The following is a 24,659-nucleotide window of genomic DNA, read 5'->3' on the forward strand; positions in this document are numbered from 1 at the left end:
ATGGCGTTGCACATTGCCTATTTTGCCTGGGTCCGTGAGCGGATGGGGATCGCTGAAGAGGTCGTCGAGGTTCCGGCGAGCATAGCCGATGTCGGCGCGCTGGTTGCGTGGCTCGCGGCGCGCGACGCGCGGGGCGCGATCGCCTTTGCCGAACCTCGGCGAATCCGGGCTGCGGTCGACGGGGTGATGATGGGGCCTGACGCGCCGCTTTCGGGCGCCCGCGAAGTTGCGTTGTTTCCGCCGGTGACGGGCGGATGATCCGCGTCCTGGTCCAGCCCGCGGCGGTCGATGTGGCCGCCGAACTCGACCTTCACGATGCCGGCGGGCATGGCGCGAGCGCGAGTTTCATCGGCCGGGTGCGCGGCGAAGGCGATCTTGTCGAGCTGTTCCTCGAACATCATCCGGTGATGACCGAAGCGGGGCTGGCGGACCTGGCCCACGCCGCCACCGACCGCTGGCGGCTTTCGGCGCTGACGCTGATCCACCGCGTCGGCGCGATGGAGCCGGGCGACACGATCGTCCTTGTCCTCGCGAGTAGCCCGCACCGCGCCGAAGCGCTCGCGGCGTGCGAATTTCTGATCGATCGGCTGAAAACCGACGTCATGCTGTGGAAGCGCGAGACGTTCGCCGACGGGCGCGTGCAATGGGTCGAGCAGCGCGAAGGCGATCACAGCCGCGCGGAGCGCTGGGACCCGGCCTAGTTCGTCACCTGATGTTTACGGAAAATATCCGCGAGCATTCGGAACTCGTCGGCGCGCGGGCTGCCCTTACGCCATACGAGCGCGATCGTTCGCCAGTCATGTTCCGAATCGAGCGGCCGCGTGTCGATGTCGGTGTGATCGAGAATGCCCGCCTCAATCGCCATTTGGGGAAGCATCGTGATGCCAAGGCCGTTGTCGACCATCTGTACCAGCGTGTGCAGCGATGTCCCCATCATCCGCGCGCCGGCGCGCAGTTCGGGGCGGTTGCACGCGGCGAGGACATGGTCTTTCAGGCAATGTCCGTCCTCGAGCATCAGCATCTGCGCCGGGTCGAGCTGATCGGCGCTGACCATCGCGGGGAGGTCCTCGGACTGGTCGCCGGGGAAGGCGACGAACAGCGCGTCGTCGAACAGATTTTCGGCTTCGACGTCGCCGCACGCATAGGGGAGGGCGAGCAGGACGCAGTCGACGGTGCCGTGGTGGAGCGACTCGCACGCCTGCGCGCTCGGTTCTTCGCGAAGGAAGAGCTTCAGCGACGGGCGCTCCTTGCGAAGACGCGGGAGCAGTCCGGGAAGGAGGAAGGGCGCGATCGTTGGGATGACGCTCATACGCAACTCACCGACGAGCGGTGCTGCCGCGGCGGCGGCCATGTCGGCGAGTTCCTCAGCCTCGCGCAACACGCGGTGTGCCTTTTCGACGATCGCGTTGCCGAGCCCGGTGAAGCGCACGACGCGGCGAGTGCGTTCGACGAGCGTCTGTCCAAGCAAGGTTTCAAGTTCGCGAATGCCCGCCGACAGCGTCGATTGCGTGACGTTGCACGCGTCGGCGGCGCGGCCGAAATGGCCGTGCTCGTGCAGTGCGACGAGATATTGCATCTGCTTCAGCGAGGGGAGGTAGTTGTGCATTGATCGAATGTAGCAATCGATGCTCTGTTTTTGAACAGGTTTGTCGATCAAAATTCGTGGCCATTGTGGTGGTGATTATTGTCGGCTCCCGGCGAGCCGTGATAGCAAGGGCGATCAACCGGCGCGGAGGGGCGGTATGGCGGTTTCCCGTTTTCTGATCGGCGGCGTGGCGAGCGCGCTCTTGCTCACCGGCGGCCTGTTCATGTGGAAGGGCTATACACAGATCGCCGAGGAAGAGGTCTTGCCCGACCCGCCGCCGAATTTGCCCGCGATCCCCGTGGCCGCCGCCAATGCCCCCAAGCGCGGCCCCGCGCCGCCGGCGCTGCCCGCCGCCAAGGAAGCGTCGCGCGAAGAGCGGCGCTTCAACCGCTTCGACCGCGACCGCAATGACAAGATCAGCCGGGTGGAGTTGATGTCGTCGCGCACCGCGGCATTCCGCAAGCTCGACAAGGACGGCAATAACCTGCTGACCTTCGAGGAATGGGCTGCCGCGACTGGCGAACGCTTTGCGGGTGCCGACCGCGACAAGTCGGGCGACCTCACGCGGGTCGAGTTCGCGACGACGGCGCCCAAGCGTGCGGCCAAGCCGAAATGTAGCTGCTAAGCGGCGACCCCGTCGGCGGCTTTGACCCATGCGGCCAACGCCGTCCCTGCACGCTGCGTATAGCCGAGCTTGCGGTCCTTCTTGCGGACATCCTCGGCGAGCGGCGGAAAGAGCCCGAAATTGACGTTCATCGGCTGGTAGCTCGCGGCATCGGCGCCGCCGGTGATATGGCCAAGCAGCGCGCCGAGCGCGGTTTCGGGCGGCGGCGGGGACAAATCACGACCGCCGAGCTCGGCAATTGCAAAGCGTGCGGCGACGAGGCCGATCGCGGCGCTTTCGACATAGCCCTCGCAGCCCGTGATCTGCCCCGCGAAGCGGATGTGCGGCGCCGATTTGAGGCGGAGCTGGCTGTCGAGGAGTTCGGGCGAGCGGATGAAGCTGTTGCGATGAAGCCCGCCCAAACGCGCGAATTCGGCCTTTTCGAGGCCGGGGATGGTGCGGAACAGCTCGACTTGCGCAGCGTGCTTCAGCTTGGTCTGGAAGCCGACCATATTCCACAGCGTGCCGAGCGCATTGTCCTGCCGTAGCTGGACGACGGCATAGGGCCAGCGCCCCGTGCGCGGATTGTCGAGCCCGACGCCTTTCATGGGGCCGAAGCGCAAGGTTTCGGGACCGCGTTCGGCCATCACCTCGATCGGCATGCAGCCCTCGAAATAGGGCGTGTCCTTTTCCCAGTCCTTGAACTCGGTCTTGTCGCCGTCGACGAGTCCCTGGACGAAGGCGTGATACTGGTCCTTGTCCATCGGGCAGTTGATATAATCCTTGCCGTCGCCGATCGGTCCGACCTTATCCCAGCGGCTCGCCATCCACGCGACATCCATGTCGATGCTGTCGCGGTAGACGATGGGAGCGATTGCGTCGAAGAAGGCGAGTGCATCCTTGCCCGTAGCGGCACCGATGCTGGAGGCGAGGCCCGCTGCCGTGAGCGGGCCGGTGGCGACGATGGTCAGCCCTTCCGACGGTAAGGTGTCGATACGTTCGCGAACGATGGTGATATTCGGATGCTCTTCGAGCGCGCGCGTGACGCCGCCCGAGAAGAGGTCGCGATCGACCGCGAGCGCCGAGCCCGCGGGGACCTTGTGCACGTCGGCCTCGCGCATGATGATCGAACCCAGCGTGCGCATCTCGCGATGGAGGAGACCGACGGCATTGCTGTCGCCGTCGTCGCTGCGAAAGCTGTTCGAGCACACCATCTCGGCAAGTGCATCGCCCTGATGCGCCGGGGTCATGTCGCCGCCGCCGCGCATTTCGGAGAGGCGAACGCGATAGCCGGCCTCGGCGAGTTGCCATGCGGCTTCGGATCCGGCGAGGCCGCCGCCGATGATGTGAATGTCGTGACCCATTTTACGCTATCCGTTGACTTGTACTTGTGGAACCGCGCGCGCTGGTTGACTTGCGCGGCAGTTGCCGCGCACTAGGCCCATTGAAGGCAAGATGCAAAGGGGCGGAGGATGGGCGGCAAGCAGGATTGGGATCGGGCGCGATGGCTGTGGTGGCTGGCGCTGGCTGGCGGGATCAGCTTCTTCTTCGCGGTGTATCAGCGGCTCGACGGCCCGGCGATCTGGGCGTGGAAGACGAGCGGAGTCGGATTGCTGGCGCTGTGGGCCGCGGCGAATGCGCGCGAGCGGAACGGCTGGCTGATCGCGGCAGCGCTCGGTTTCGGGGCGCTCGGCGATTATCTGCTCGATGCGAAGGGGCTTGAGGTCGGCGCGGTCGCGTTCGTGGTCGGGCATGTCATCGCAATCATTCTGTACCTCACCAACCGACGGTCGCAGACGACCCCGTCGCAGCGACTGCTCGGCTGGCTGGCGATGCCGGCGACGCTGGCGATCGTCTGGGCGATGCTGAGTCCGGCGCCGGGTTGGTGGCACGCCGCCGTCTATTCGCTGTTCGTCGCCGCGATGGCGGGCGCTGCATGGACCAGCCGCTTTCCGCGCTACCGCACCGGGATCGGCGCGATGCTGTTCCTCGCTAGCGACCTGTTCATCTTTGCGGGCGAGGGCGACGTGATTTCGAAGGACGCCCGGATATGGCTGGTCTGGCCGCTCTATTTCGCGGGCCAGGCGTTGATTGCGTGGGGCGTGGTGAGCACGCTGTCGAAAGAGGCACGCGCCTGATCAGGAGGGATGGGCGCCCTCGCCGACGAGGAGCGCCTCGATGTCGGAGATCGGCCGGTCGGTCATCTCCTTGACATGCTCGCCGACGATCCGGGTGCTGGTTTCCTTGTGCCAGAGCGGGCGAAGCTCGCCCATGGTGCGCGCGGGGGCGACGACGACCAGCGCGTCGAACTTGCCCGCGAGCGCCATTGCGTTGATCTTTTCGGCGAGCTCGCGCGCGAAACGGTATTCTTCCTGCTGGTGGAAATCGGCTTCGCCCATCGTGCCGCCCGGAAGGCCGGTGCCGGCGGGGGCGGGCGACTGTCCCGACGCATCGGTCTTGATATCGCTATCCTTGCGATCCTCGCGCTCCTGATGCGAGGTGGTGCGCAAGTCGATCTGGCGATCGTTGCCCTGATTGCGCAGGAATAGAGCCTTGCGGCCGTCGGCGACGAGGACGAGGGCGTTGCTGGGGAGGGTCATGATCTTGCTCCTTCTGCCCGGAGCAACGCATGGCGGGGCGCTCGAGTTTCGCTATCCGTCCCACGCGGCGATCGTCGTGCGGTGAAGCAGGCGATCATAGCCATCGTAACCGCCGGTTGCACGGTGAAGGACCGAGCGATTGTCCCACATGACCAGCATGTCGGGTTCCCATTCGTGGCTGTAGCGGAACTCCTCGCGTCCTTGCCACTGGATGAGCTCGTAGAGGAGCGGGAGTCCCTCGCTATCATCGAGCCCGTCGAAGCCGATGATGTAACCCGCGCAGCCGAACAGGCCGGGGCGCCCCGTTTCGGGATGTTCGCGGACGAAGGGATGGAGCTGTGTTTCGAGCGCTTCGTCCCCCGAGCGGATATCCATGCTGCGGTCCTTGTCGTTCGCGCCATACATGCCTTGCGGCGCATAGCCGGCACGCGCGCTGTGGATAGCGTTCAATCCCTCGACCCGGGCTCGCAACCCGGCGGGCATCGCGTCGAGCGCGGCGTGCTGGTTCGCAAATTCGGTGTTGCCGCCGACCGGGGGAATCGTGATTCCGAAGAGGCAGGTGCCGGCCGGCGGACGCGCCTGGAAACTCCAGTCGCTGTGCCAGTTTTCGGCGAAGAGCGGCGCGGTCTCGTCCGCCTTGCGCTTCACCGCGATGATGTGCTCGTGGCCCGGGATCGGGCGGATAAACGGATCGTCGCCGAAATCGCCGAAATATCCGGTGAAACGCTCGAGGTCGTCCTCGCTCATCGGCTGGTCGGGAAAGGCGAGGACGTGATGGTCGAGCCACGCGGCGCGGATTTCGGCGACGGTTTCGGGCGTGAGCGGCTGGGTCAGGTCGACACCGGTGATGCGCGCGCCGCAGGCCTGGCCGCTGGGGGTGATGGTGAGCGTCATGGCGCGATGCTGCGCCCTTTGTATCGCACGGTCAATCGGGCGCGCCAGACCGCCCCGAAACGTCGCCGAACCGATAGGCCTGGCACCGGATGACCGCGGCAGTTCAGCCAAGCGCCATCTTTCTCTCTCTAGTTTCGATTGCGGGGGGCAAGACGGAGAAGACAGATGTTCTTGCTAAAAAGACTGGCGTTGACCGCGCTGATCGGTGCCAGCACCGTGGCGGCGCTGCCTGCAGAGGCGGAGGCGCGCGACCGCCACCACCGCCATAGCTATTACAGCGATCGTGATCATGACCGGTATCGCGATTATCGGCGCGATTACCGCCGCGACTATCGGCGCAATCATTATCGCGGGGACCGCCGCTATTATTGCAAGCGCGGCAGCGGAACCACCGGGCTGATCGTCGGCGGTGCCGCCGGCGCGTTGCTCGGTCGCGAGGTCGACCGTTACGGTGACCGCCTGCCCGGCACGATTATCGGCGGTGCGGCGGGCGCGTTGATCGGCCGCGAGATCGACCGCGGCGGCCGTCGCTGCTGATTCTGTCAGACACTTGTGCTGTGCGGGTCGAAGGTCCGCATGGCGCGGCGTCGACCGGCCGATATCGGCCCGATTGCCCTCGCCGAATATCACGGTAGAGTGCACATCATGGCAGGAGCTTTCCTGCCGCCGATGTGGAGGCCGCAGATGAAAAGCCTGATGAAATTCGCGATGGTGACGGGTCTCGGCCTGTCGCTGGCCGTCGTTCCGGCCTCGGGCATCGCCGCGCTCCAGCAAGGCGCAAAGGCACCCGATTTCACGCTGAAGGCCGCGCAAGGGGGTAAGCCGTTCACCCTGTCGCTGAAGCAGACGCTCCGCAACGGGCCGGTCGTGCTCTATTTCTTTCCCGCCGCCTTCACGCCCGGCTGCACGGTCGAGGCGCATCTGTTCGCCGAAGCGAGCGACGACTTCAACCGGCAGGGCGCGCGTGTCATCGGCGTGACGGCGGGCAACATCGAGCGCGTCGCCGAATTTTCGAAATCGGAATGCCGCGACAAGTTCGCGGTCGCGGCCGACCCCGGCGCGAAGGTCGCGGCGCAATATGACTCGACGATGCGGCGCCCCGACGGGACCATGCTCTCCAACCGGACGTCCTATGTCATCGCACCCAATGGCACGATCCTGATGAGCTACACCGATCCGAAGCCGCAGGCGCATATCGAAAAGACGATGGCGGCGGTCCGCGCGTGGAGGGCAACGCTCCGTTAGTAGCGAGGATCGACGGCGGTTGCGGCCGATCTGACGTCAGTCGCGGCGTTGCAGACTCACCACCGCATGAATCGGCAGTTCCGCATAAATGTGCGGAAACAGCTCGCCGCCGCGCGCGGGCTCCCAGCGGATCGCGTCGCCGAGGAGGAGCAGGTCCACCTCGGCGATCATCAGGCAGCTCTGGCCTGCGAAATATTTTGCGATCGTCTCTTCGAGCTGTTCGGCGGTCGACAGGTGGATATAGCCGTCGGCGATATCCACCGGTGCGCCGCGGAACACGCGTTCGCGCTCGAAATCGGCCCATTGCTGCTGGGTCAGCACCTTGAAGGCCGTCGAGGCGGTCACTCCGGCGCTGCCTCGGTCGGCGTTTCGGCTGCGGGCGCGTCGCCTTCGACCGCTTCCACGCCTTCGACCTCTTCCTCGTCGCTTTCCTCGATGAGCGCCGCCGAGACGACATGTTCGTCCTTGGCGACGTCGAACAGGCGCACGCCCGCCGAGCCGCGGCCGATGACGCGCATCGAATCGAGGCCCATGCGGATCAGCTTGGCCTGGTCGGTGACCAGCATCAGCTGATGCACCTTGGTGGCAGGGAAGCTCGCGACGACCGGGCCGTTGCGGCCGATATTGTCGATGTTGGTGATCCCCTGACCGCCGCGACCGGTGCGGCGATATTCGTACGCCGACGACAATTTGCCATAACCATTGGCGCAGACCGTCAGGATGAACTCTTCGCGCGCGGCGAGTTCGGCCATGCGGTCGCCATCGAGCGTCGGTTCGTTTTCATTGTCCTTCCACGGTGCGGCGCGGAGATAGGCTTCGCGCTCCTCGCTCGTCGTTCCGACCTTGTGCAGGATCGACAGAGAAATGACCTCGTCGCCATCGGAAAGGCGCATCCCGCGCACGCCGGTCGAGTTGCGGCTCTGGAATTCACGAACGTCGTCGCCGGCGAAGCGGATCGCCTTGCCCTGACGCGTCGCGAGCAGCACATCGTCGCTTTCGTCGAGGAGCGCGACACCGATCAGGCGGTCGTCCTCGTCCTCACCTTCGAACTTCATCGCGATCTTGCCGTTCGAGGGCACGTTGGTGAAGGCGTCCATGCTGTTACGACGCACATTGCCCTTCGCTGTTGCGAACATGACGTGCAGCTTGCCCCATTCGGCCTCATCCTCGGGCAGCGGCAACACGGTCGAGATCGTCTCGTCCTTGCCGAGCGGCAGCAGGTTGATCATCGGACGGCCGCGCGTCGCCGGCCCGCCCTCGGGCAGGCGCCACACCTTCATGCGGTAGACCTTGCCGAGGGTCGAGAAGAAGAGCACCGGCGTGTGTGTCGAGGTGACGAACAGTTCGGTAACGACATCCTCGTCCTTCGTCGCCATGCCGGCGCGGCCCTTGCCGCCGCGGCGCTGCGCGCGGAAGGTGTCGAGCGGGGTACGCTTGATATAGCCATCGAGGGTGACGGTGACGACCATCTCTTCGCGCTCGATCAGATCCTCGTCGTCGATACCGTCGGCGGCGGGCGCGAGCAGCGTGCGGCGCGGTTTGGCAAACTCGTCGCGCACCGCGACCAGCTCTTCGCGCATCACGGCATAGAGTTTCTCGCGATCGGCGAGGATCGAAAGAAGTTCCTCAATCTCGCTTGCCAGTTCCTTGAGTTCGTTGCCGATATCGTCACGGCCGAGCGCGGTCAGGCGGTGCAGGCGCAGGTCGAGGATCGCCTTCACCTGGATTTCCGACAGGCGATAGCTCGAACTATCGTCCATTTCGCCGTCGATCGCTTCGACGAGGCGGATGTAGGGGGCGATGTCGCCGATCGGCCATTCGCGCGCCAGCAACGCGTCGCGCGCCGCCGCGGGGCTCGACGAACCGCGGATGATGCGGACGACTTCGTCGAGATTGCTGACCGCGACGACGAGACCGAGCAAGATATGCGCACGGTCGCGCGCCTTTGCGAGTTCGAACTTGCAGCGGCGGGTGATGACCTCTTCGCGGAAGGCGACAAATGCCTCGAGGATCGTCTTCAGCCCCATCATTTCGGGGCGTCCGCCGCGGATCGCGAGCATATTGGCGGGGAAGCTCGACTGCGCGGGCGTGTGGCGCCACAGCTGGTTGAGCACGACTTCGGCGGTCGCGTCGCGCTTCAGTTCGATGACGACGCGCACGCCTTCGCGGTTCGATTCGTCGCGGATGTCGGCGACGCCTTCGATGCGCTTGTCGCGTGCCGCCTCGGCGATCTTTTCGACGAGACCCGACTTGCCGACCTGGAAGGGGATCGACGTCAGCACGATCGACTGGCGATCACCGCGGCCCTCCTCGATGACATAGGTCGACCGCATCATGATCGAGCCACGCCCCGTGGCATAGGCGTTGCGGGCGCCGCCCTGACCGAGCATCGTCGCGCCAGTCGGGAAATCGGGGCCCGGGATGATCGCCATCAGGTCGTCGAGGGTGATTTCGGGATTGTCGATCGTGGCGAGCGTCGCGTTGATCACTTCGCCGAGGTTATGCGGTGGAATATTGGTCGCCATGCCGACCGCGATGCCGCCAGCTCCGTTGACGAGCAGATTGGGATAGCGCGCCGGAAGCACCGTCGGTTCGGATTCCGACCCGTCGTAGTTCGGCTGGAAGTCGACCGTGTCCTTGTCGAGATCGCCGAGCAGCGTGTTCGCGACCTTTGCGAGGCGCGATTCGGTGTAGCGCATCGCCGCCGGCGGATCGGGGTCCATCGACCCGAAATTGCCCTGGCCGTCGACGAGCGGCACGCTCATCGACCAGTCCTGCGTCATGCGCGCCAGCGCTTCGTAAATCGAGCTGTCGCCGTGCGGGTGATATTTACCCATCACGTCGCCGACGATGCGTGCCGACTTGCGATATGGCCGTCCGGCGACATAGCCGCTTTCGAACGCCGAATAGAGGATGCGGCGGTGTACCGGCTTCAAACCGTCGCGCACGTCGGGGAGCGCGCGGCTGACGATCACGCTCATCGCGTAATCGAGATAGGACGTCTTCATTTCATCGACGATGTTGATCGACGACACGCCGTCCTCGGACGGCTGCATAGGCGTATTTTCTTCGGTCAAGACCCGGCCTTTTTCTGCTCTTTCGGGAGATGGATTTGGCCTAGCCGATGATGGGTGGAAAGACCAGCGATTCGGTCATTTTCCGACCAAATTTTTGCGGGCTGAAAAGGCAGGAAAAGTAGAGGAAAACAGGGTGAAGCCGTGGCGTCATCGCGCGTCGCCGCGGGGCTTGCCAATCGCCCGTTGGGCCGTAAAGCTGCGCTGCGATGACCGCTGCTGAAAAACCGTTGCGCCGATGGCTCTGATTGCGCTGGTCGGCGCCAGCGAAACGCTGCCCGACGGGTCGCTCCGCGCGCTCGTCACGGTCGCGGGCGAAACGCTGATCGAGCGGCAAGCCGCGCGCCTTTCGGACGTCGGTGTGACGCATATCGCCGTGGCGGTGGGTGCGGTTCCCGCGGAGTTGCTGGCGACCTGCGATCGCATTCGGCGCCGCGGTGTCAAGGTGACCCCCGTTCGTGCCGCACCCGACCTGATGGGGCTGGTAGAGGGTGACGACCGGATCATCCTTGTCGCCGACGGGCTGCGTGCGGGGGGAACGCATTATGCTGCGATTGCCCGGCCCGGATCGCCCGCGATCCTTGTGACCGGCGACACCCCGCTGACGCAGGCATTCGAGCGGATCGACGCGACGCGCCGCTGGGGCGGGCTTGCGTGTATTTCGGATACGATGGTTGCCGAACTCGCGGCGATGCCCGGCGAGTGGGACATGATGCTCACCCTGCTGCGGCTCGCGGTGCAATCGGGCGCGCGGCGGCTCTATTGCGAACCGGCGCTGTTCGAGCAGGGCGAGATTGCGATCGTTACCGACCGTCCGACCGCGGCGCTGATCGAGCAATCGAGCCTGCAACAGGTCGAATATGGCGGCATGGGGCTCGGGCGATCGGCAATCATGATGCCGCTGATCCGGCTCGCGGGGCCGCTGATCGTCAAGTCGCCGAGAACGGCGCGCTTTTTGCCCTATGTCACGGCCATTTTGTGGGTCGCGGTCGGCTTGCTCGCCGCGAGCGGGCTGGCGGCGGCGGGTGCTCTGATGGCGATCCTGGGCGGGCTGGGGCTGGCCGCGATGCGCTTCCTGTCATCCTTTCGCGCCGAAAGCGCGGCGCAGGACCGCGCGCGCGATGTGATTCGGGGCTTTGCATGGGTATTGCTCGCGATCTTCCCCTGGCTGTTGTCGCTCGCTGGCCCGGAGCAGAGGATGCCGCCGTTTTCGGAAGCCGCGCTGGCGCCATGTCTCGCCGCGACGATCCTGCTGGCGCGTGCGCTTTACGAGGATTCGGGCGAGAAGAGGCGCTTTCACTGGCTGCTTCCCGACGCCGATCAGGCGTGGATAATGCTGGCGCCTGCATTGCTGTTCGGCTTCGCGCCGCTGATGTTCGCGATCCTGCCGCTGCTCGCGCTGTTCCAGGTCCTGCTCTGGCTGCGGCTCGCGCGGCGCCCGGAAGCGCGCTAGAACAATGGCCTTGAAGGTTTAAGGCCTATTAACGCCATGCTGTTATTGGCGGATGCGCATGAGTGAATCCGTCTTCTCGCCCGGCATCGATCCGCCGTCGCCGACACTGTCGGCGCGCCTGCGCGAGCTGGCGGATTATTTCGCCGCGCCAACCGGGGGGCGGCTGACCGAGGAACAGCGTGCGCTGTCGCTCGGGATCGCGCGCCGGCTGGTCGTCGACGTTGCTGCGCGGCTAGATCCCGGAATCGATCCTGCCGGGTTGTGGAGCGCGTGGCTGCGCGGCGGATTGCCTTGCGCGGTGCGGCTTGCCGGCATTTGCTTCGCGCGTGCCGAAGAGCATCGCTGGCGCGAGCAATCGGCGCAGCGGTCGAGTCCGCCGCCTATCCTGTCCGAACCGGTCGCGTCGATCGCCGAGGCGCCAACGGTCATTGAGACGCTGTCTGATGTCGAGCGAGCCTATCTGGCGCTTCAGATCGCCGATCGCCGCCGGTTCGATGCGCTCGGCAATCCGGCGCTTGCCGTCGCCGACATCGGCGAAGAGATTTTCCGTGCGCTCCTGCTCGACATAGCAGCCTGGCGGCTGGCCGAAGTGAGCAAGGACGCGAAACGCGCCCGCGAACTGGGTGAGGCGGTGCGGGCCGCAACCGAGCAACATGGGCATGAAACGGGGATCACCGCTGCGGGCGCTGCCTATAGCGAAGCGTTGCGTGTCGCGCGGCCCGATGCGGCGGCTGCCGCGATCGCGCGCCACGACTGGCCGACGCTGATCGCGCTGGCCGCGGCGTCGCATCGCCGCGCCTATGACGATATGGCAATTGCGCTGATGACGGCCGAAACCGCCGCACTGCCGTCGCTGCTGGCGCCGCTCCGCCTCGATCACACGGCACTCGCGCCGCTCGAGGCGTCGCTCGCTATGTTGCCGGCGCGCGCCGTAAGTGGAGCGGATTTTGGTGATTTTCCTGCGCCGGGGCAGGCACAATGATCGAACGCGTCATTCGGGGCCGGATCGACCGGACGGGAGCGCTGGTGAGCGCCGACGCGCCGCTGCTGCGCTTGCAGCAGCGCGCGGGCGCCGGGCTCAATAAGCCACTGGCGCTGCCGCATCTCGCGCGTCTCGTGACTCTGGCGCAGCGGCTGCACCGCGACATCAGCCGCCCGCTCTACGCGGCCGACGACCATAGCGACATCCACGCGCTCGTGCGCATTACGCCCGACGCCGACGGTGCGAGCCTCGAGATTACCGATTGGCGCACCCGCCCGCTTGCCCAGCCGCAGATTCCGGCGATCGGCGATAGCGCGGCCGCGCCGCAGGGCTGGACGTGGGAATGCGACCAGCAATTGCGCATCGTTGCGCTGCGCGCCGCAACCGATGCACCGCCGATCCCCGATGGTTGGGAGGCACGCTCGCTTTCGGAACTGTTCGAACTCCAGCCCGATGAAGACGGGCGCTTCCCTGTGCTGCGTGCGCTGGCGCGGCAATCGCGCTTCGACGGACAGCGCGTCCGGGTGGCCGACAGGGCAATGACGCTGTCCGGCGAGGCCCTGTTCGACGCTACTGGCCGCTTCACCGGCTTTCGCGGCCTGGCTGTCGTGGCCGACAAACAGCCACCGGCCGAACCCAAGGCGGGCGCGGCGCTGGTCGATCCGGCTTTCGGGTCGCTGCCCTTGTCCGATCCCCAGTTCGGACGCCGCATCGACGGCGCGCTGCGCGGGCCGCTGAGCCGCATCATTGCGACGGCCGAAACGATTTCGGGCCAGTTCGACGGCCCCATTCGCGCCGACTACGCGCGTTACGCTGGCGATATTGCGCATGCCGGGCGTCATCTGCTCGGCCTTGTCGACGACCTCGCCGACCTGCAGAATATCGAACGGCCCGGCTTCAAGGCGGCGCGTGACGAAATCGACCTTGGCGACCTCGCACGGCGCGCGGTCGGCCTGCTCGGGATGAAGGCTGAGGAGAAGGGCATCCGGATCGATGCACCGCGTACCGACGATCGGGCACCGGCGACGGGCGAATTCCGCCGCGTGTTGCAGGTCCTGCTCAACCTGCTCGGCAATGCGATCCGCTATTCGCCCGACGATTCGCAAATCTGGATTCGCGTAGACCGCGAGGGCGACCGCGCGACGGTAACCGTTGCCGACCAGGGGCAGGGCATCGACGCCGACCAGCAGGCGGTTGTGTTCGAAAAATTCGAGCGGCTTGGTCGCACCGACAGCGGGGGTTCGGGCCTCGGCCTCTATATCGCCCGCCGCCTCGCGCGCGCGATGGACGGCGACCTGACCGTCGACAGCGCGCCGGGGCAGGGCGCGCGCTTTACGCTGAGCCTTCCGGCGCGCGACGCTTGAATCGAAACGGCGGCGCAGTTGCCTGCACCGCCGTTCGAAAATGCCCGGAAACCGGTCTTAGCGCTTGTCTACCGGAACGAAGGGACGATGCGTCGGGCCGGTATAAAGCTGGCGCGGACGGCCGATCTTCTGCGCGGGGTCCGAAATCATTTCGTTCCACTGCGCGACCCAGCCGACGGTGCGGGCGAGAGCGAACAACGCGGTGAACATCGTCGTCGGGAAACCGATCGCCGACAGGATCACGCCCGAATAGAAGTCGACGTTCGGGAACAGCTTCTTCTCGACGAAATAGGGGTCGCTCAGCGCCATTTCCTCGAGCTGCAGCGCGACCTCGAATACGGGGTCGTTGACCTTCAGCGCGTCGAATACCTCGCGTACCGTCTTCTGCATCACGGTCGCGCGCGGGTCGTAATTCTTGTACACGCGGTGGCCGAAGCCCATCAGGCGGAACGGATCGTCCTTGTCCTTCGCGCGCGCGATATACTCGGGGATGCGTTCCGGACGGCCGATCTCGCGCAGCATGTTGAGTGCGGCTTCGTTCGCGCCGCCATGCGCAGGGCCCCACAGGCAGGCGATGCCTGCGGCGATGCAAGCGAACGGATTGGCGCCCGACGAACCCGCGAGGCGAACGGTCGAGGTCGACGCATTCTGCTCGTGATCGGCGTGGAGGATAAAGATACGGTCGAGCGCGCGCTCGACGGCGGGAACAACTTCATATTCTTCGGCGGGGACGCCAAAGGTCATGCGCAGGAAGTTGCCGGTGTAGCTGAGCTTGTTGTCGGGATAGACGAACGGCTGGCCGACCGAATATTTATACGCCATCGCGGCGATCGTCGGCATCTTGGCGATCAGGCGGTGGCTGGCGATCATCCGCTGGTGCGGATCGTGGATCTCGGTGGAGTCGTGGTAGAAAGCGCTGAGTGCGCCGACGACGCCGCACATCACCGCCATAGGGTGCGCGTCGCGGCGGAAACCGCGATAGAAGGTTGCGAGCTGCTCGTGCAGCATCGTGTGGCGGGTGATCGTATTGTCGAAGTCGGCCAGTTCCTGTGCATTCGGCAGTTCGCCGTTGAGCAGCAGGTAGCAGGTTTCCATGAAGCTCGAATGTTCGGCGAGGTCGCCGATCGCGTAACCGCGGTGGAGCAGGACACCTTCATCGCCATCGATATAGGTGATCTGCGATTCACAGCTCGCGGTAGAGGTGAAGCCCGGATCGTAAGTGAACGCACCGGTCTGCGCGTAGAATTTGCGGATATCGACGACATCGGGGCCGACGGTGCCCGACAGGACAGGGCTGTCGACGGTCTTGTCGCCCAGCGTGATTTTCGCGGTGTCGGTCATATTTTATTCCCTGTACTGACGGCGGGGAGAGAGAGTGGCTACGCCCCTGCCGGATAATGTTGCGCTGCGTCAAGTCGAGCCAGACTGACATCTCGTCCGAGCAACAGCAGCACGTCGAAAATTCCCGGGGAAACGGTTCGGCCGGTTAGTGCAGCGCGTAGCGGTTGCGCCAATTTACCGAGCCCCAGTTCGGCGGCTTCGGTTTCGGCGCGTACGGCGGCGTCCAGCTCTTCTGTCGTCCAGTCGTTCAGCCCGCGCAGTCGCTCTGTCACCGCGGCAAGCAAGCCTTCGGGCGCGGCCTTTAGCACCTCGATTGCCTTTTCGTCCACCGGCAACGGGTCCGGCTGGAACAGGAAGGTCGCGCCATCGGCGATTTCGTCGAGCGTCTTGGCGCGCGGTTTGAGCGCATCCATTGCGCGCGTCAGCAGGTCGCGGTCGGCATCGTCGAGCGCGCGGCCGACGAGTTTCTCGACGCGCGGGGCGACGAGGCCAGCGAGGCGCGCATCGTCGGCTTCGCGGATATAGTGGCCGTTGAGATTTTCGAGCTTCTTAAAATCGAAGCGCGACGGCGAGCGGCCGACATGGTCGAGCTCGAACCACTCGACGGCCTGTTCGCGGCTGATGATCTCGTCGTCGCCGTGCCCCCAGCCGAGGCGAAGCAGATAATTGTTCACCGCTTCGGCGAGATAGCCCATTTCGTCGCGGTACGCGTCGACGCCGAGTGCGCCGTGACGCTTCGACAGCTTTGCGCCGTCGGCCCCGTGGATCAGCGGGACATGCGCATAAACGGGTTCGCGCCAGCCCATCGCGCGGATCAGCGCCAGCTGGCGGAAGGCGTTGTTGAGATGATCGTCGCCGCGGATCACGTGCGTCACGCCCATGTCGTTGTCGTCGACAACGACGCTCAGCATATAGGTCGGCGTCCCGTCGCTGCGCAGCAGGATGAAATCGTCGAGTTCGGCATTCTGGACGGTGACGTCGCCCTGCACCTTGTCAGCGATCGTCACCGCACCATCCTGTGGCGCGCGCAGGCGGATAACGTGCGGAACCGACGGGTCGCCGTCGTCGCGGTCGCGCCAGGGGCTGCGGACGCGGAAGGGCAGGCGCTTTTCCTGTGCTTCGGCGCGCATCGCGGCCAGTTCGTCCTGTGTCAGGTAGCAACGATAGGCTTCGCCCTTCGCGAGCAGCTCGTGCGCAACCTCGGCATGGCGCGGGGCGCGCGCGAACTGGAACACGGTTTCGCCGTCCCAGTCGAGGTCGAGCCACTGCATCCCGTCGAGAATCGCGTCGATCGCCGCATCGGTCGACCGGGCGCGGTCGGTATCCTCGATGCGCAGAAGGAATTTGCCGCCGTGATGGCGCGCGAACAGCCAGTTGAACAACGCGGTACGCGCGCCGCCGATGTGCAGATAGCCGGTCGGCGAGGGCGCGAAGCGCGTCACCACGTCGGTGCCGGTCGCTTCGGTCGTCGCTCCAGCCACTTTGGTTTGGTTTTCGGTTGCCACTGCGGCCTCTTTCACTCACTTTGCCGCCCAGTCGGGCGGGATCGGGGGTGCCCCTAGCATGGCGACAGGGCCGCTTCAAACGCCCATTGTGCGAGATCGGGGCCGTCTCCGGTATCGGATCGCCGACGCGCTCGAAATGCGGCTGGAGGCCGAGCGCGAGCGGATCGGGCTGTGGCTGCCCATCGTGTTGGGCGCCGGCATCGCGGCATGGTTCGCGCTTCCGTCGGTGACGCATTGGATCGGGCTGCTCCTCCTTCTCGCCGGAGGTTTGCTTGACGGGTTGTTGCTGGGCTGGTCGAGTCGCCTTGGACGCGGGGTTGCCGTCGCCTGCGGCGTGATGGCGACCGGGATGCTGCTCGTCTGGGGCCGCGCGCTCTGGGTGTCCGCGCCCGTCCTCGCAGCGCCGGTCGTGACCGAGTTTTCCGCAATCGTCGAGCGCGTCGAACCTCTGCCCGCGAAGGGGCAGCTGCGCATCCTCGCGCTGCCGCAGCGGCGGAGCGACTTGCCCCCGCGCGTGCGGCTCACGCTGCGCAGTGAGCAGGCGGTTGATATGGTCGACGGCGAGACGATCGGTGTGCGTGCCCGGTTGATGCCGCCGCCGACCGCGAGCCTGCCCGGCGGTTATGATTTCGCGCAGCGTGCGTGGTTCGATCACATCGGCGCGGTGGGGACTGTGCTCGGGGAGGTTTCGCGTGCGCCGGGGCGTGGAAGCGCGGCGCCGCCGCTGCGCGCGCGACTGAGCGCGCATATCCATGGCCAGGTCGAAGGATCGGCGGGCGGCATCGCGGCGGCGCTCGTGACCGGCGATCGCGGTGCGATCAGCGAAGCGGACGAGGAAGCGATGCGGCGCAGCGGCCTTGCGCACCTTCTGTCGATCAGCGGGCTGCATGTGACCGCGGTGGTCGGCTTTGCGATGCTGCTGACGATGCGGCTTCTCGCGCTCAATCGCCGGTTCGCGCTCGCGGGCTATGTCCTGCCGCTTGCCGCCGCTGCGGGTGCGCTTGCGGGAGGGGAGTATACGCTCCTTGCGGGGGCGGAGGTTCCGACGCTGCGGTCGTTTATCGCGGCACTCCTCGTGCTCGCCGCCTTCCTGATGGGGCGCGAGGCGCTCACATTGCGGCTCGTCGCGGCGGGGGCGCTGATCGTCCTGATCTGGCGTCCCGAATCGCTCGCTGGGCCAAGCTTTCAGCTCAGTTTCGCGGCGGTTACCGCGATCATTGCGCTTCACGAGAGCCGCGCAATGCGGGCGTTCCTAGCGCGACGCGAAGAGTCGTGGCTGTTTCGGCTGGGGCGCGGCATCGCGGGGCTTCTGATCACCGGTCTTGTCGTCGAAGTCGCGCTCGCGCCGATCGCGCTATTCCACTTCCACAAGGCGGGGCTGTATGGCGCGCTTGCCAATGTCGTCGCGATCCCGCTCACGACCTTCGTGATCATGCCGGCCGAGGCGCTCGCGCTGTTATGCGACAGCGTCGGCCTCGGCGCGCCCTTCTGGTGGGTGGCCGAACAGGCGCTGCGACTGTTGCTCGGCCTTGCGCACGCCGTCGCACACGCACCCGGCGCGGTGGCCATGCTGCCCAGCTTCCCGCCATGGGGTTTTGCGCTGGCTGTTTTTGGCGGACTCTGGATCCTGCTATGGCAAACCGGCTGGCGACGGGCGGGGGTTTTTCCGCTGGTCATCGGCGTGGCAGCCCTGGTCGCGCAGCCGCGTCCCGACCTGCTGGTTACCGGCGACGGTCGCCATATCGCCGCGGCGCTTCCCGATGGCAGTTACGCGCTGCTCCGTGATCGCGCCGGGGACTATATTCGCGATACGATGGCGGAGGCGGCGGGCGTTGATGTGCCGCTGGGAGCGCTCGCCGAACTCGATCATGTCGAATGCAACCGCGATTTCTGCCGCTGGAATCAGGGCGACGGCGCGGCGCGGCGCATCATTCTCGCCTCGCGCGGCCGCGACCGGATCGAGGGTGCAGACATGGTCGCAGCCTGCGCGGCGGCCGATGTCGTGATCAGCGACCGCTGGTTACCGCGCGAATGCGTAGCGCGCTGGATGACGATCGATCGCGACAGCCTTGCCGAAACGGGCGGACTGGCGCTCTATCTGGGCGAAAGGCCCGAAGCCGTGGCCACACTCAGGGCGGGCGACGAACATCCGTGGCGTTTGCCGCCGCAGCTTAGTGGTAACGACGAAGCAGTCCCGACAGCCGACCTTGCACGATAACGCGCTCGGCGGGGTAGCGCTGCGGTTCATAGGCGCTGTTCGCGGGATCGAGCCGGATCATCCGGCCTTCGCGGCGGAAATATTTGAGCGTCGCGTCCTGCCCGTCGACGAGCGCGACGACGATGTCGCCTTCGCGGGCGGTGCTCGCCTTCTGGATCAGCGCATAATCGCCGTCGAAAATGCCCGCTTCGACCATGGAATCGCCTGAGACTTCGAGCGCATAATGTTCGCCCGAGCCGAGAAGCGCGGCAGGAACAGCGAGATTATTGTGATCCTCGAACGCCTCGATCGGCACGCCCGCGGCGATCTTGCCGTGGAGCGGGACCTCGATGATGTCGTTCGCAGCGATCGGGCGCGGCGTGAGGGCGGGTTTGCGGAGCGGGACGATATTGTCGCGATCATCGCGCACGGCGGGCTTCGCGGCGTCGGGAACCTTGAGCACTTCGAGCGCGCGCGCTCGGTTGGGAAGGCGGCGGAGGAATCCTCTTTCTTCCAAAGCACTTATCAGACGATGTATGCCCGATTTCGACTTGAGGCCCAGCGCCTCCTTCATCTCTTCGAACGACGGCGAGATGCCGCTGGCGTCGAGCCGTTCCTGGATGAAGTGGAGCAGTTCATGCTGCTTTGCGGTCAACATCGGTCGTTCTCCATGATGGCCTGGATGACGCCCAGGCCGGACATAGAGAGAACGATAGTGGAACAAAGCGGAACTTGTCAAGCGACGGCGATGTAATCCGCCATTTCCCCGGCATCGCGCGCCGCGGCGCCGATCTCGCGGATCAGCAATGCGTTCGCCGACGCGAGCGGCAGTGTCAGCCCGCTCTCTTGCCCGAAAAGCGGAAAGAGCGCGCCATTTTCGAGTCGTGCGCGCAGATAATCGCGTCGTCCGCCGCCGGCGGACAAGGCGGCGGCGAGCGGTGCGCGGTGCGCCACCGGTAGCGGATAGCGTGCGCCGGCGAGGTGCCGGACGAGCGGTAGCAGGAACAAGGTCGCGGTGACGAACGCCGACGAGGGGTTGCCGGGAAGGCCGAGCAGGATCGCGTCGCCGAGCCTGCCGGCGATCACGGGTTTGCCGGGGCGCATCGCGATGCGCCAGAAATCGAGGCTCCCGCCCGCCTGTTCGAGCGCGCCGCGGACATGATCATGGTCACCGACCGAGGCACCGCCGACGGTGACGATGACGTCGTGACGTCGTGCCATTTCCTTGAGAACATGAGCGAGTTTTTCCCGGTCGTCGGGAATGTGGTGCGGCAGGACCGGATCGGCGACGTCGCCCGCGAGCATCGCCGCGAGCATCGCGCCATTGCTGTCGGGGATCTGGCCGGGCGCGAGCGCGCGTCCGGGCTGCACGAGTTCGTCGCCCGTGGTCACGATCGCGACGCTCGGGCGCGTGCCGACGGCGAGTTGTCCGGCGCCGCTCATCGCCGCCGCGGCTATCGCACCGGGAGTCATTCGGGTTCCCGCCGGCAACAGGCAATCGCCCACGGCGAAATCGATCGCGCGCGCGCGGATATGGCGGCCGCGCGAACCCGGCCCGTCACCGGTGAGGAGGAGCCGTCCGTTCGACAGCGCGACATCCTCCTGCACGATCACGGTGTCGGCGCCCTCAGGTACCAACGCCCCGGTGAAGATGCGCATCGCCTGGCCCGCGTCGACGCGTAGTGCGGGCGCGGAACCGGCGGCGGCCTCGCCGATGACCTGCCAGGGTCCCGGCAAGTCGTCGAACCGGATCGCGTAACCGTCCATCGCCGACAGGGCGGCCGAGGGCTGGTCGCGCAAAGCCCGGACATCGTGCGAAAGATATCTTCCAAGCGATTCGGAAAGCGCGATATTTTCACTTCCAAGCGATTCGCGTAGTGCGAGCAGGCGCGCCTGCGCGTCTTCGACCGGAAGCAGCCCGCTCATTCTGCGCGCCAGTCGCCCGAACGGCCGCCGCTCTTTTCCAGCAAGCGGATATCGCCGAGGATCATCGCACGATCGAGCGCCTTCGCCATGTCGTACAGCGTCAGCAGCGCGACCGAAGCAGCGGTGAGCGCCTCCATCTCGACGCCCGTCGGCCCGCTCGTCTGCGCGACAGCTTTGACCGCGATACCATTGTCTTCCCATGCAAAATCGATACCGACCTTGGTCAGTGCGAGCGGGTGGCAGAGCGGGATGAGGTCGGCGGTTCGCTTTGCGGCCATGATCCCGGCGATCCGCGCGGTCGACAGGACGTCGCCCTTGGGCGCGTTTCCGCTGCGGATCGCTTCGAGCGCCTCGGTGGACATGGTGATACGCCCGCCCGCGACCGCGCGGCGCTGTGTGGCGGGCTTGGCGCCGACATCGACCATATGGGCCGCGCCTGTTTCATCGAGATGAGTCGGTCTGTTCGTCATGGCGCAAGCCAAGCAATGGCGGGCCGGAAAGGCAAGACGCTTTGGCCGCTTGCCGACGTTCGAGCTGCAATGGTCCGATGGCAAATTCCGTCGAGCCCTTGCAATCGAGCCGACATCCGGCGCATGGAGGCGGTATGAAGTCCGCCGACTGTACCATCTGAATCGGCTTTCGCGTTTCGACGCGAGAAGCCTCCGCGCCGGCATGCGTGAAGCGTGCCGGTCCGCGTTCGCATGTGCGGACGCATGAAATGAAGCCGGAAATCCGGCCCAGATTCGATGGTATTTCTATGAACAATTTTTTCGAAAGCCCTTTCAAGGGCGTCACGCTCGACCGGCAGGTCACGAATCCGAACATCGTCGTCGGCCGGCTATTATTCGGGCTATTACCACGGCCACAGTTTCGACGACTGCGCCCGTTTCCTTTTCCCTGACGCGGGTGTCGATCGGCTCGTTATCGGCAGTTTCTGCTCGATCGGATCGGGGGCGGCCTTCATCATGGCCGGCAATCAGGGGCACCGGAACGACTGGATCAGCACCTTTCCTTTCTTCTGGATGCCCGAAGTGCCCGCGTTTGAGGGTGCAGTGAACGGATTCGAGCGCGCGGGCGATACCGTAATCGGTAATGACGTATGGATCGGGTCGGAAGCGATCGTCATGCCAGGCGTCAAGGTCGGCGACGGCGCCGTGATCGGGACACGCGCCCTCGTGACGCGCGATGTGGAACCCTATGCCATCGTCGGGGGTAACCCGGCGCGGACGATCCGCAAGCGGTTCGATGAGGCGGACATCGCCATGCTGCTCGAACTCGCATGGTGGCGCTGGACCGACGACCAGCTTCGCGAGGCGATGCCGATCCTCACCAGCGCGGGCGTCGGCGCGCTTCACGATCATTGGCGCGCGGCGATCGACGGAAAGGTCTAGCCGGAACCGACACGCCTGCCCGTCGCTGCTTTCGAACCGGGCGGGCAGGCGTTACCGCGTTCAGCCCTCCAGCAGCGCCTTTGTTGCCGCCGTGACGTCATGCTGACGCATCAGGCTTTCGCCGACGAGGAACGCTTTGACGCCGCTTTCGGCAAGGCGCTGGCAGTCGGCGTGGCTCGCGATGCCGCTTTCGCCGACTAGCAGCGTATCGGGCGGAACAAGTTTGGCGAGGCGTTCGGTGACCGCGAGGTCGGTTTCAAAGGTGCGGAGGTCGCGGTTGTTGACGCCGATGAGGCGCGAGCGGAGCTGCGTCAGTGCGCGGTCGAGTTCGGCCTCGTCGTGCACCTCTACGAGCACGTCCATGCCGCGTTCGAACGCCGCGGCCTCGATCTCGTGCATCACGCCGTTGTCGAGCGCCGCGACGATGATCAGGATCGCGTCGGCGCCGATCGCGCGCGCTTCGGCGACCTGCCAGGGGTCGACCATGAAATCCTTGCGGAGCGCCGGGAGAGTGCACGCCGCGCGCGCCGCGACGAGATAATCCTCATGCCCCTGAAAATAGGGCGCGTCGGTCAGGACCGACAGACAGGCAGCGCCTCCCGCGGCATAAGCGCGCGCATGATCGCCGGGGTCGAAATCCTGTCTAATCAATCCTTTGGATGGCGATGCTTTTTTTATTTCGGCAATCAGGCCGAAGCCCCCTGCATCGATCTTGGCCTGAAGCGCCGCGGCGAAGCCGCGCACCGGACCGGAATCGATCGCGTCGAGCTCGGAGAAAGAGCGGATCGCGCGGCGCTCGGCGACTTCACCGGCCTTGGTATCGAGGATTTGGGTGAGCTTGTTCATTTATAAGCGATCCAGCAATTGAGCAGCGCGTTGGCAAGCCCTTTGTCGATTGCCTCGGCAGCTTCCTCGACACCCTCGATCAGCGTATCGGCGGCACCCGCGACAACGAGGGCTTCGGCGGCGTTATAGAGCACCGCGTCGCGATAAGCGCCCAGCTCGCCTTCGAGCAGGCGGCGAAGCGCCTTGGCGTTATATTCGGCGTCGCCGCCGCGGATTTCGGCGAGCGAGCGCGTCGGAAGGCCCGCATCGGCCGCGACGCTGCGCTGCATCCGCACGCCCTCGGACGTGATCACCGCAACCTCATTGCCGCCCGCGAGCGACAGTTCGTCTAGGCCTTCGTCGCCCGATATCACACGCGAATGTTCGGTACCGAGCCGGTGCAGCGCCTCGGCATAGACCGGCACATAAGCGGGGCGCGCGATGCCGACGAGCTGGCGCGTGACGCGCGCGGGATTGGCGAGCGGGCCCATCAGGTTGAAGATCGTGCGGCGGCCGATCGCCTTGCGGATCGGCATGATGCGCTTCATTGCCGGATGCCGCGTGCCCGCGAAGAGGAAGCAGATGCCGAGGTCGGCGAGCTGCTCTTCGGCCTGACGGTCGGCGCGCTCCATATCGAGACCGAGCGCCTCGAGCGTGTCGGCCGCGCCCGATTTGGAAGAAGCGGCCCTATTACCATGCTTTGCGACTGGAACTTCACACGCCGCAACGACGATCGACACGGCGGTCGAAACATTGAGCGTGTGGTGGCCGTCGCCGCCGGTGCCGCAAACGTCGATCGCGCCCGCGGGCGCCGCGACGGGAATCAGCCGGTCGCGCATCGCCTGCGCAGCCGCCGCGATTTCGACCATCGTTTCGCCGCGGTCGGAAAGGGCAATCAGGAATTCGGTGACCTGCTCGTCGCTCGCGCCACCGTCGAGCATCGTCGCGAAGGCGTCGGCCGCCTCGTCATGATCGAGCAGCACCGAGGGGTCGGGAAACGGGCCGAAGCGACTCATGCCGCCTTGCGCTCGCCGACCGGCAGCCCCGCAATCTTCAGGAAATTGGCGAGCATCGCATGGCCGTGCTCGGTCGCGATGCTTTCGGGGTGGAACTGGACGCCGTGGATCGGCAGGTCGACGTGGCGGAAACCCATGACTGCGCCGTCGTCGCTTGTCGCGTTGATCGCGAGGCTGTCGGGAATATCGACGACCTCAAGGCTGTGATAGCGCGTCGCCTGGAAGGGCGAGGGCAGGCCCGCGTAGAGCCCGCTGTTGTCGTGGCAGACGGGCGAGGTCTTGCCGTGCATTAAGTGGCCGCGCTGGACGGTGCCGCCGAAATGCTGGCCGATCGCCTGATGGCCGAGGCACACGCCGAGCAGCGGACGCCGCGCTTCGGCACAGGCGGCGACGAGATCGAGGCTGATTCCCGCTTCGTTCGGGGTGCATGGACCGGGCGAGATGAGGATCGCGTCGGCGCCGGTCGCGAGCGCGTCGGCCGCGGTCAGCGCGTCGTTGCGCTCGACGCGCACGTCGACCCCCAGCTCGATCAGATAGTGAACGAGGTTGAAGGTGAAGCTGTCATAATTGTCGATGACGAGGATCATGGGGGCGCACTAACGATTTTGCGGGGATTGGGGAAGGGATAGAAGCTTTTCGGGGCGCAACTCTTCCTTC

General features: G+C 65.8%; 24 protein-coding genes and 1 pseudogene. 11 read left to right on the forward strand and 14 right to left on the reverse strand.

Annotation, left to right across the window (positions count from 1 at the left end):
* A complete protein-coding gene (moaD, locus tag VGN62_RS13325) occupies positions 1-258 on the forward strand; it encodes a molybdopterin converting factor subunit 1 (RefSeq protein WP_327454615.1) in 258 nt (85 codons plus the stop codon).
* Positions 255-701: a molybdenum cofactor biosynthesis protein MoaE gene (locus VGN62_RS13330; protein ID WP_327454617.1), complete on the forward strand. Its 447-nt coding sequence runs from the start codon at positions 255-257 to the stop codon at positions 699-701. The genes moaD and VGN62_RS13330 overlap by 4 nt, the downstream gene beginning before the upstream one ends.
* On the opposite strand, the gene VGN62_RS13335 is transcribed toward VGN62_RS13330, so the two are convergent.
* Complete coding sequence (locus VGN62_RS13335) at positions 698-1,606, reverse strand: hydrogen peroxide-inducible genes activator (protein ID WP_327454619.1); 909 nt, start codon at positions 1,604-1,606, stop codon at positions 698-700. The two genes, VGN62_RS13330 and VGN62_RS13335, sit on opposite strands and share 4 nt — an antisense overlap.
* 136 nt (positions 1,607-1,742) lie before the next feature.
* On the opposite strand from VGN62_RS13335, the gene VGN62_RS13340 reads away from it, so the two are divergent.
* Positions 1,743-2,210: an EF-hand domain-containing protein gene (locus tag VGN62_RS13340; protein ID WP_327454621.1), complete on the forward strand. Its 468-nt coding sequence runs from the start codon at positions 1,743-1,745 to the stop codon at positions 2,208-2,210.
* Here the strand turns inward: VGN62_RS13340 and trmFO are convergent.
* The gene (gene trmFO / locus VGN62_RS13345) at positions 2,207-3,553 is read right to left on the reverse strand and encodes a methylenetetrahydrofolate--tRNA-(uracil(54)-C(5))-methyltransferase (FADH(2)-oxidizing) TrmFO (RefSeq protein ID WP_327454623.1); all 1,347 of its coding nucleotides are present in this window, start codon (positions 3,551-3,553) and stop codon (positions 2,207-2,209) included. The two genes, VGN62_RS13340 and trmFO, sit on opposite strands and share 4 nt — an antisense overlap.
* Before the next feature lie 108 nt (positions 3,554-3,661).
* On the opposite strand from trmFO, the gene VGN62_RS13350 reads away from it, so the two are divergent.
* On the forward strand, positions 3,662-4,327 hold the full coding sequence (locus VGN62_RS13350; protein ID WP_327454625.1) for a lysoplasmalogenase: 666 nt from the start codon (positions 3,662-3,664) through the stop codon (positions 4,325-4,327).
* On the opposite strand, the gene VGN62_RS13355 is transcribed toward VGN62_RS13350, so the two are convergent.
* Entirely contained in the window at positions 4,328-4,789 is a 462-nt protein-coding gene (locus VGN62_RS13355; RefSeq protein ID WP_327454627.1) for a host attachment family protein, read from the reverse strand.
* A gap of 51 nt (positions 4,790-4,840) precedes the next feature.
* Positions 4,841-5,683: a TauD/TfdA family dioxygenase gene (locus VGN62_RS13360; RefSeq protein ID WP_327454629.1), complete on the reverse strand. Its 843-nt coding sequence runs from the start codon at positions 5,681-5,683 to the stop codon at positions 4,841-4,843.
* Positions 5,684-5,848: 165 nt separating this feature from the next.
* On the opposite strand from VGN62_RS13360, the gene VGN62_RS13365 reads away from it, so the two are divergent.
* Positions 5,849-6,220: a glycine zipper 2TM domain-containing protein gene (locus VGN62_RS13365; protein WP_327454631.1), complete on the forward strand. Its 372-nt coding sequence runs from the start codon at positions 5,849-5,851 to the stop codon at positions 6,218-6,220.
* A gap of 147 nt (positions 6,221-6,367) precedes the next feature.
* The gene (locus VGN62_RS13370) at positions 6,368-6,928 is read left to right on the forward strand and encodes a peroxiredoxin (RefSeq protein ID WP_327454633.1); all 561 of its coding nucleotides are present in this window, start codon (positions 6,368-6,370) and stop codon (positions 6,926-6,928) included.
* 36 nt (positions 6,929-6,964) lie between these two features.
* On the opposite strand, the gene VGN62_RS13375 is transcribed toward VGN62_RS13370, so the two are convergent.
* Positions 6,965-7,273 carry a DUF952 domain-containing protein gene (locus tag VGN62_RS13375; protein WP_327454635.1) on the reverse strand — a complete coding sequence of 103 codons (309 nt, stop codon included), beginning with the start codon at positions 7,271-7,273 and terminating at the stop codon, positions 6,965-6,967.
* A complete protein-coding gene (gene gyrA / locus VGN62_RS13380) occupies positions 7,270-9,984 on the reverse strand; it encodes a DNA gyrase subunit A (RefSeq protein ID WP_327455023.1) in 2,715 nt (904 codons plus the stop codon). The genes VGN62_RS13375 and gyrA overlap by 4 nt, the downstream gene beginning before the upstream one ends.
* A 256-nt stretch (positions 9,985-10,240) precedes the next feature.
* Here gyrA and VGN62_RS13385 point away from each other — a divergent pair, with 256 nt between their 5' ends.
* From VGN62_RS13385 to VGN62_RS13395, 3 genes are read left to right on the forward strand one after another with little or no spacing between them, the layout of a single operon-like run.
* Positions 10,241-11,455, forward strand: a complete 1,215-nt coding sequence (locus VGN62_RS13385; protein ID WP_327454637.1) for a hypothetical protein — start codon at positions 10,241-10,243, stop codon at positions 11,453-11,455.
* 58 nt (positions 11,456-11,513) lie between these two features.
* Positions 11,514-12,437: a hypothetical protein gene (locus VGN62_RS13390; RefSeq protein WP_327454639.1), complete on the forward strand. Its 924-nt coding sequence runs from the start codon at positions 11,514-11,516 to the stop codon at positions 12,435-12,437.
* Positions 12,434-13,801: a HAMP domain-containing sensor histidine kinase gene (locus VGN62_RS13395; RefSeq protein ID WP_327454641.1), complete on the forward strand. Its 1,368-nt coding sequence runs from the start codon at positions 12,434-12,436 to the stop codon at positions 13,799-13,801. Before VGN62_RS13390 ends, VGN62_RS13395 begins: the two co-directional genes overlap by 4 nt.
* A gap of 57 nt (positions 13,802-13,858) precedes the next feature.
* On the opposite strand, the gene VGN62_RS13400 is transcribed toward VGN62_RS13395, so the two are convergent.
* Positions 13,859-15,142 (reverse strand): citrate synthase, encoded by a 1,284-nt coding sequence (locus VGN62_RS13400; protein ID WP_327454643.1) that lies wholly within the window; start codon positions 15,140-15,142, stop codon positions 13,859-13,861.
* Between the two features lie 38 nt (positions 15,143-15,180).
* Positions 15,181-16,647: a glutamate--tRNA ligase gene (gltX, locus tag VGN62_RS13405; protein WP_327454645.1), complete on the reverse strand. Its 1,467-nt coding sequence runs from the start codon at positions 16,645-16,647 to the stop codon at positions 15,181-15,183.
* 136 nt (positions 16,648-16,783) lie between these two features.
* On the opposite strand from gltX, the gene VGN62_RS13410 reads away from it, so the two are divergent.
* A complete protein-coding gene (locus tag VGN62_RS13410) occupies positions 16,784-18,865 on the forward strand; it encodes a ComEC/Rec2 family competence protein (protein WP_327454647.1) in 2,082 nt (693 codons plus the stop codon).
* Here the strand turns inward: VGN62_RS13410 and lexA are convergent.
* The 3 genes from lexA to moaC form a co-directional block, all read right to left on the reverse strand.
* Positions 18,819-19,502 (reverse strand): transcriptional repressor LexA, encoded by a 684-nt coding sequence (gene lexA / locus VGN62_RS13415; protein ID WP_327454649.1) that lies wholly within the window; start codon positions 19,500-19,502, stop codon positions 18,819-18,821. The genes VGN62_RS13410 and lexA overlap by 47 nt on opposite strands.
* Positions 19,503-19,579: 77 nt before the next feature.
* Positions 19,580-20,770, reverse strand: a complete 1,191-nt coding sequence (glp, locus tag VGN62_RS13420; RefSeq protein WP_327454651.1) for a gephyrin-like molybdotransferase Glp — start codon at positions 20,768-20,770, stop codon at positions 19,580-19,582.
* A complete protein-coding gene (gene moaC / locus VGN62_RS13425) occupies positions 20,767-21,240 on the reverse strand; it encodes a cyclic pyranopterin monophosphate synthase MoaC (protein WP_327454653.1) in 474 nt (157 codons plus the stop codon). The genes glp and moaC overlap by 4 nt, the downstream gene beginning before the upstream one ends.
* Positions 21,241-21,527: 287 nt before the next feature.
* Between moaC and catB the strand changes: the two are divergent.
* Positions 21,528-22,161: pseudogene (gene catB, locus VGN62_RS13430) on the forward strand (type B chloramphenicol O-acetyltransferase).
* A 60-nt stretch (positions 22,162-22,221) separates the two neighbouring features.
* On the opposite strand, the gene trpC reads toward catB, so the two are convergent.
* The 3 genes from trpC to VGN62_RS13445 are packed head-to-tail and all read right to left on the reverse strand — an operon-like array spanning position 22,222 to position 24,589.
* Positions 22,222-23,007 carry an indole-3-glycerol phosphate synthase TrpC gene (trpC, locus tag VGN62_RS13435; protein ID WP_327454655.1) on the reverse strand — a complete coding sequence of 262 codons (786 nt, stop codon included), beginning with the start codon at positions 23,005-23,007 and terminating at the stop codon, positions 22,222-22,224.
* A complete protein-coding gene (trpD, locus tag VGN62_RS13440; RefSeq protein WP_327454657.1) occupies positions 23,004-24,002 on the reverse strand; it encodes an anthranilate phosphoribosyltransferase in 999 nt (332 codons plus the stop codon). Before trpD ends, trpC begins: the two co-directional genes overlap by 4 nt.
* Positions 23,999-24,589 carry an aminodeoxychorismate/anthranilate synthase component II gene (locus VGN62_RS13445; protein WP_327454658.1) on the reverse strand — a complete coding sequence of 197 codons (591 nt, stop codon included), beginning with the start codon at positions 24,587-24,589 and terminating at the stop codon, positions 23,999-24,001. The genes trpD and VGN62_RS13445 overlap by 4 nt, the downstream gene beginning before the upstream one ends.
* Between the last annotated feature and the right edge of the window lie 70 nt (positions 24,590-24,659).

The sequence above is a fragment of the Sphingopyxis sp. genome, assembly GCF_035998905.1.
Classification (GTDB): Bacteria; Pseudomonadota; Alphaproteobacteria; order Sphingomonadales; family Sphingomonadaceae; genus Sphingopyxis.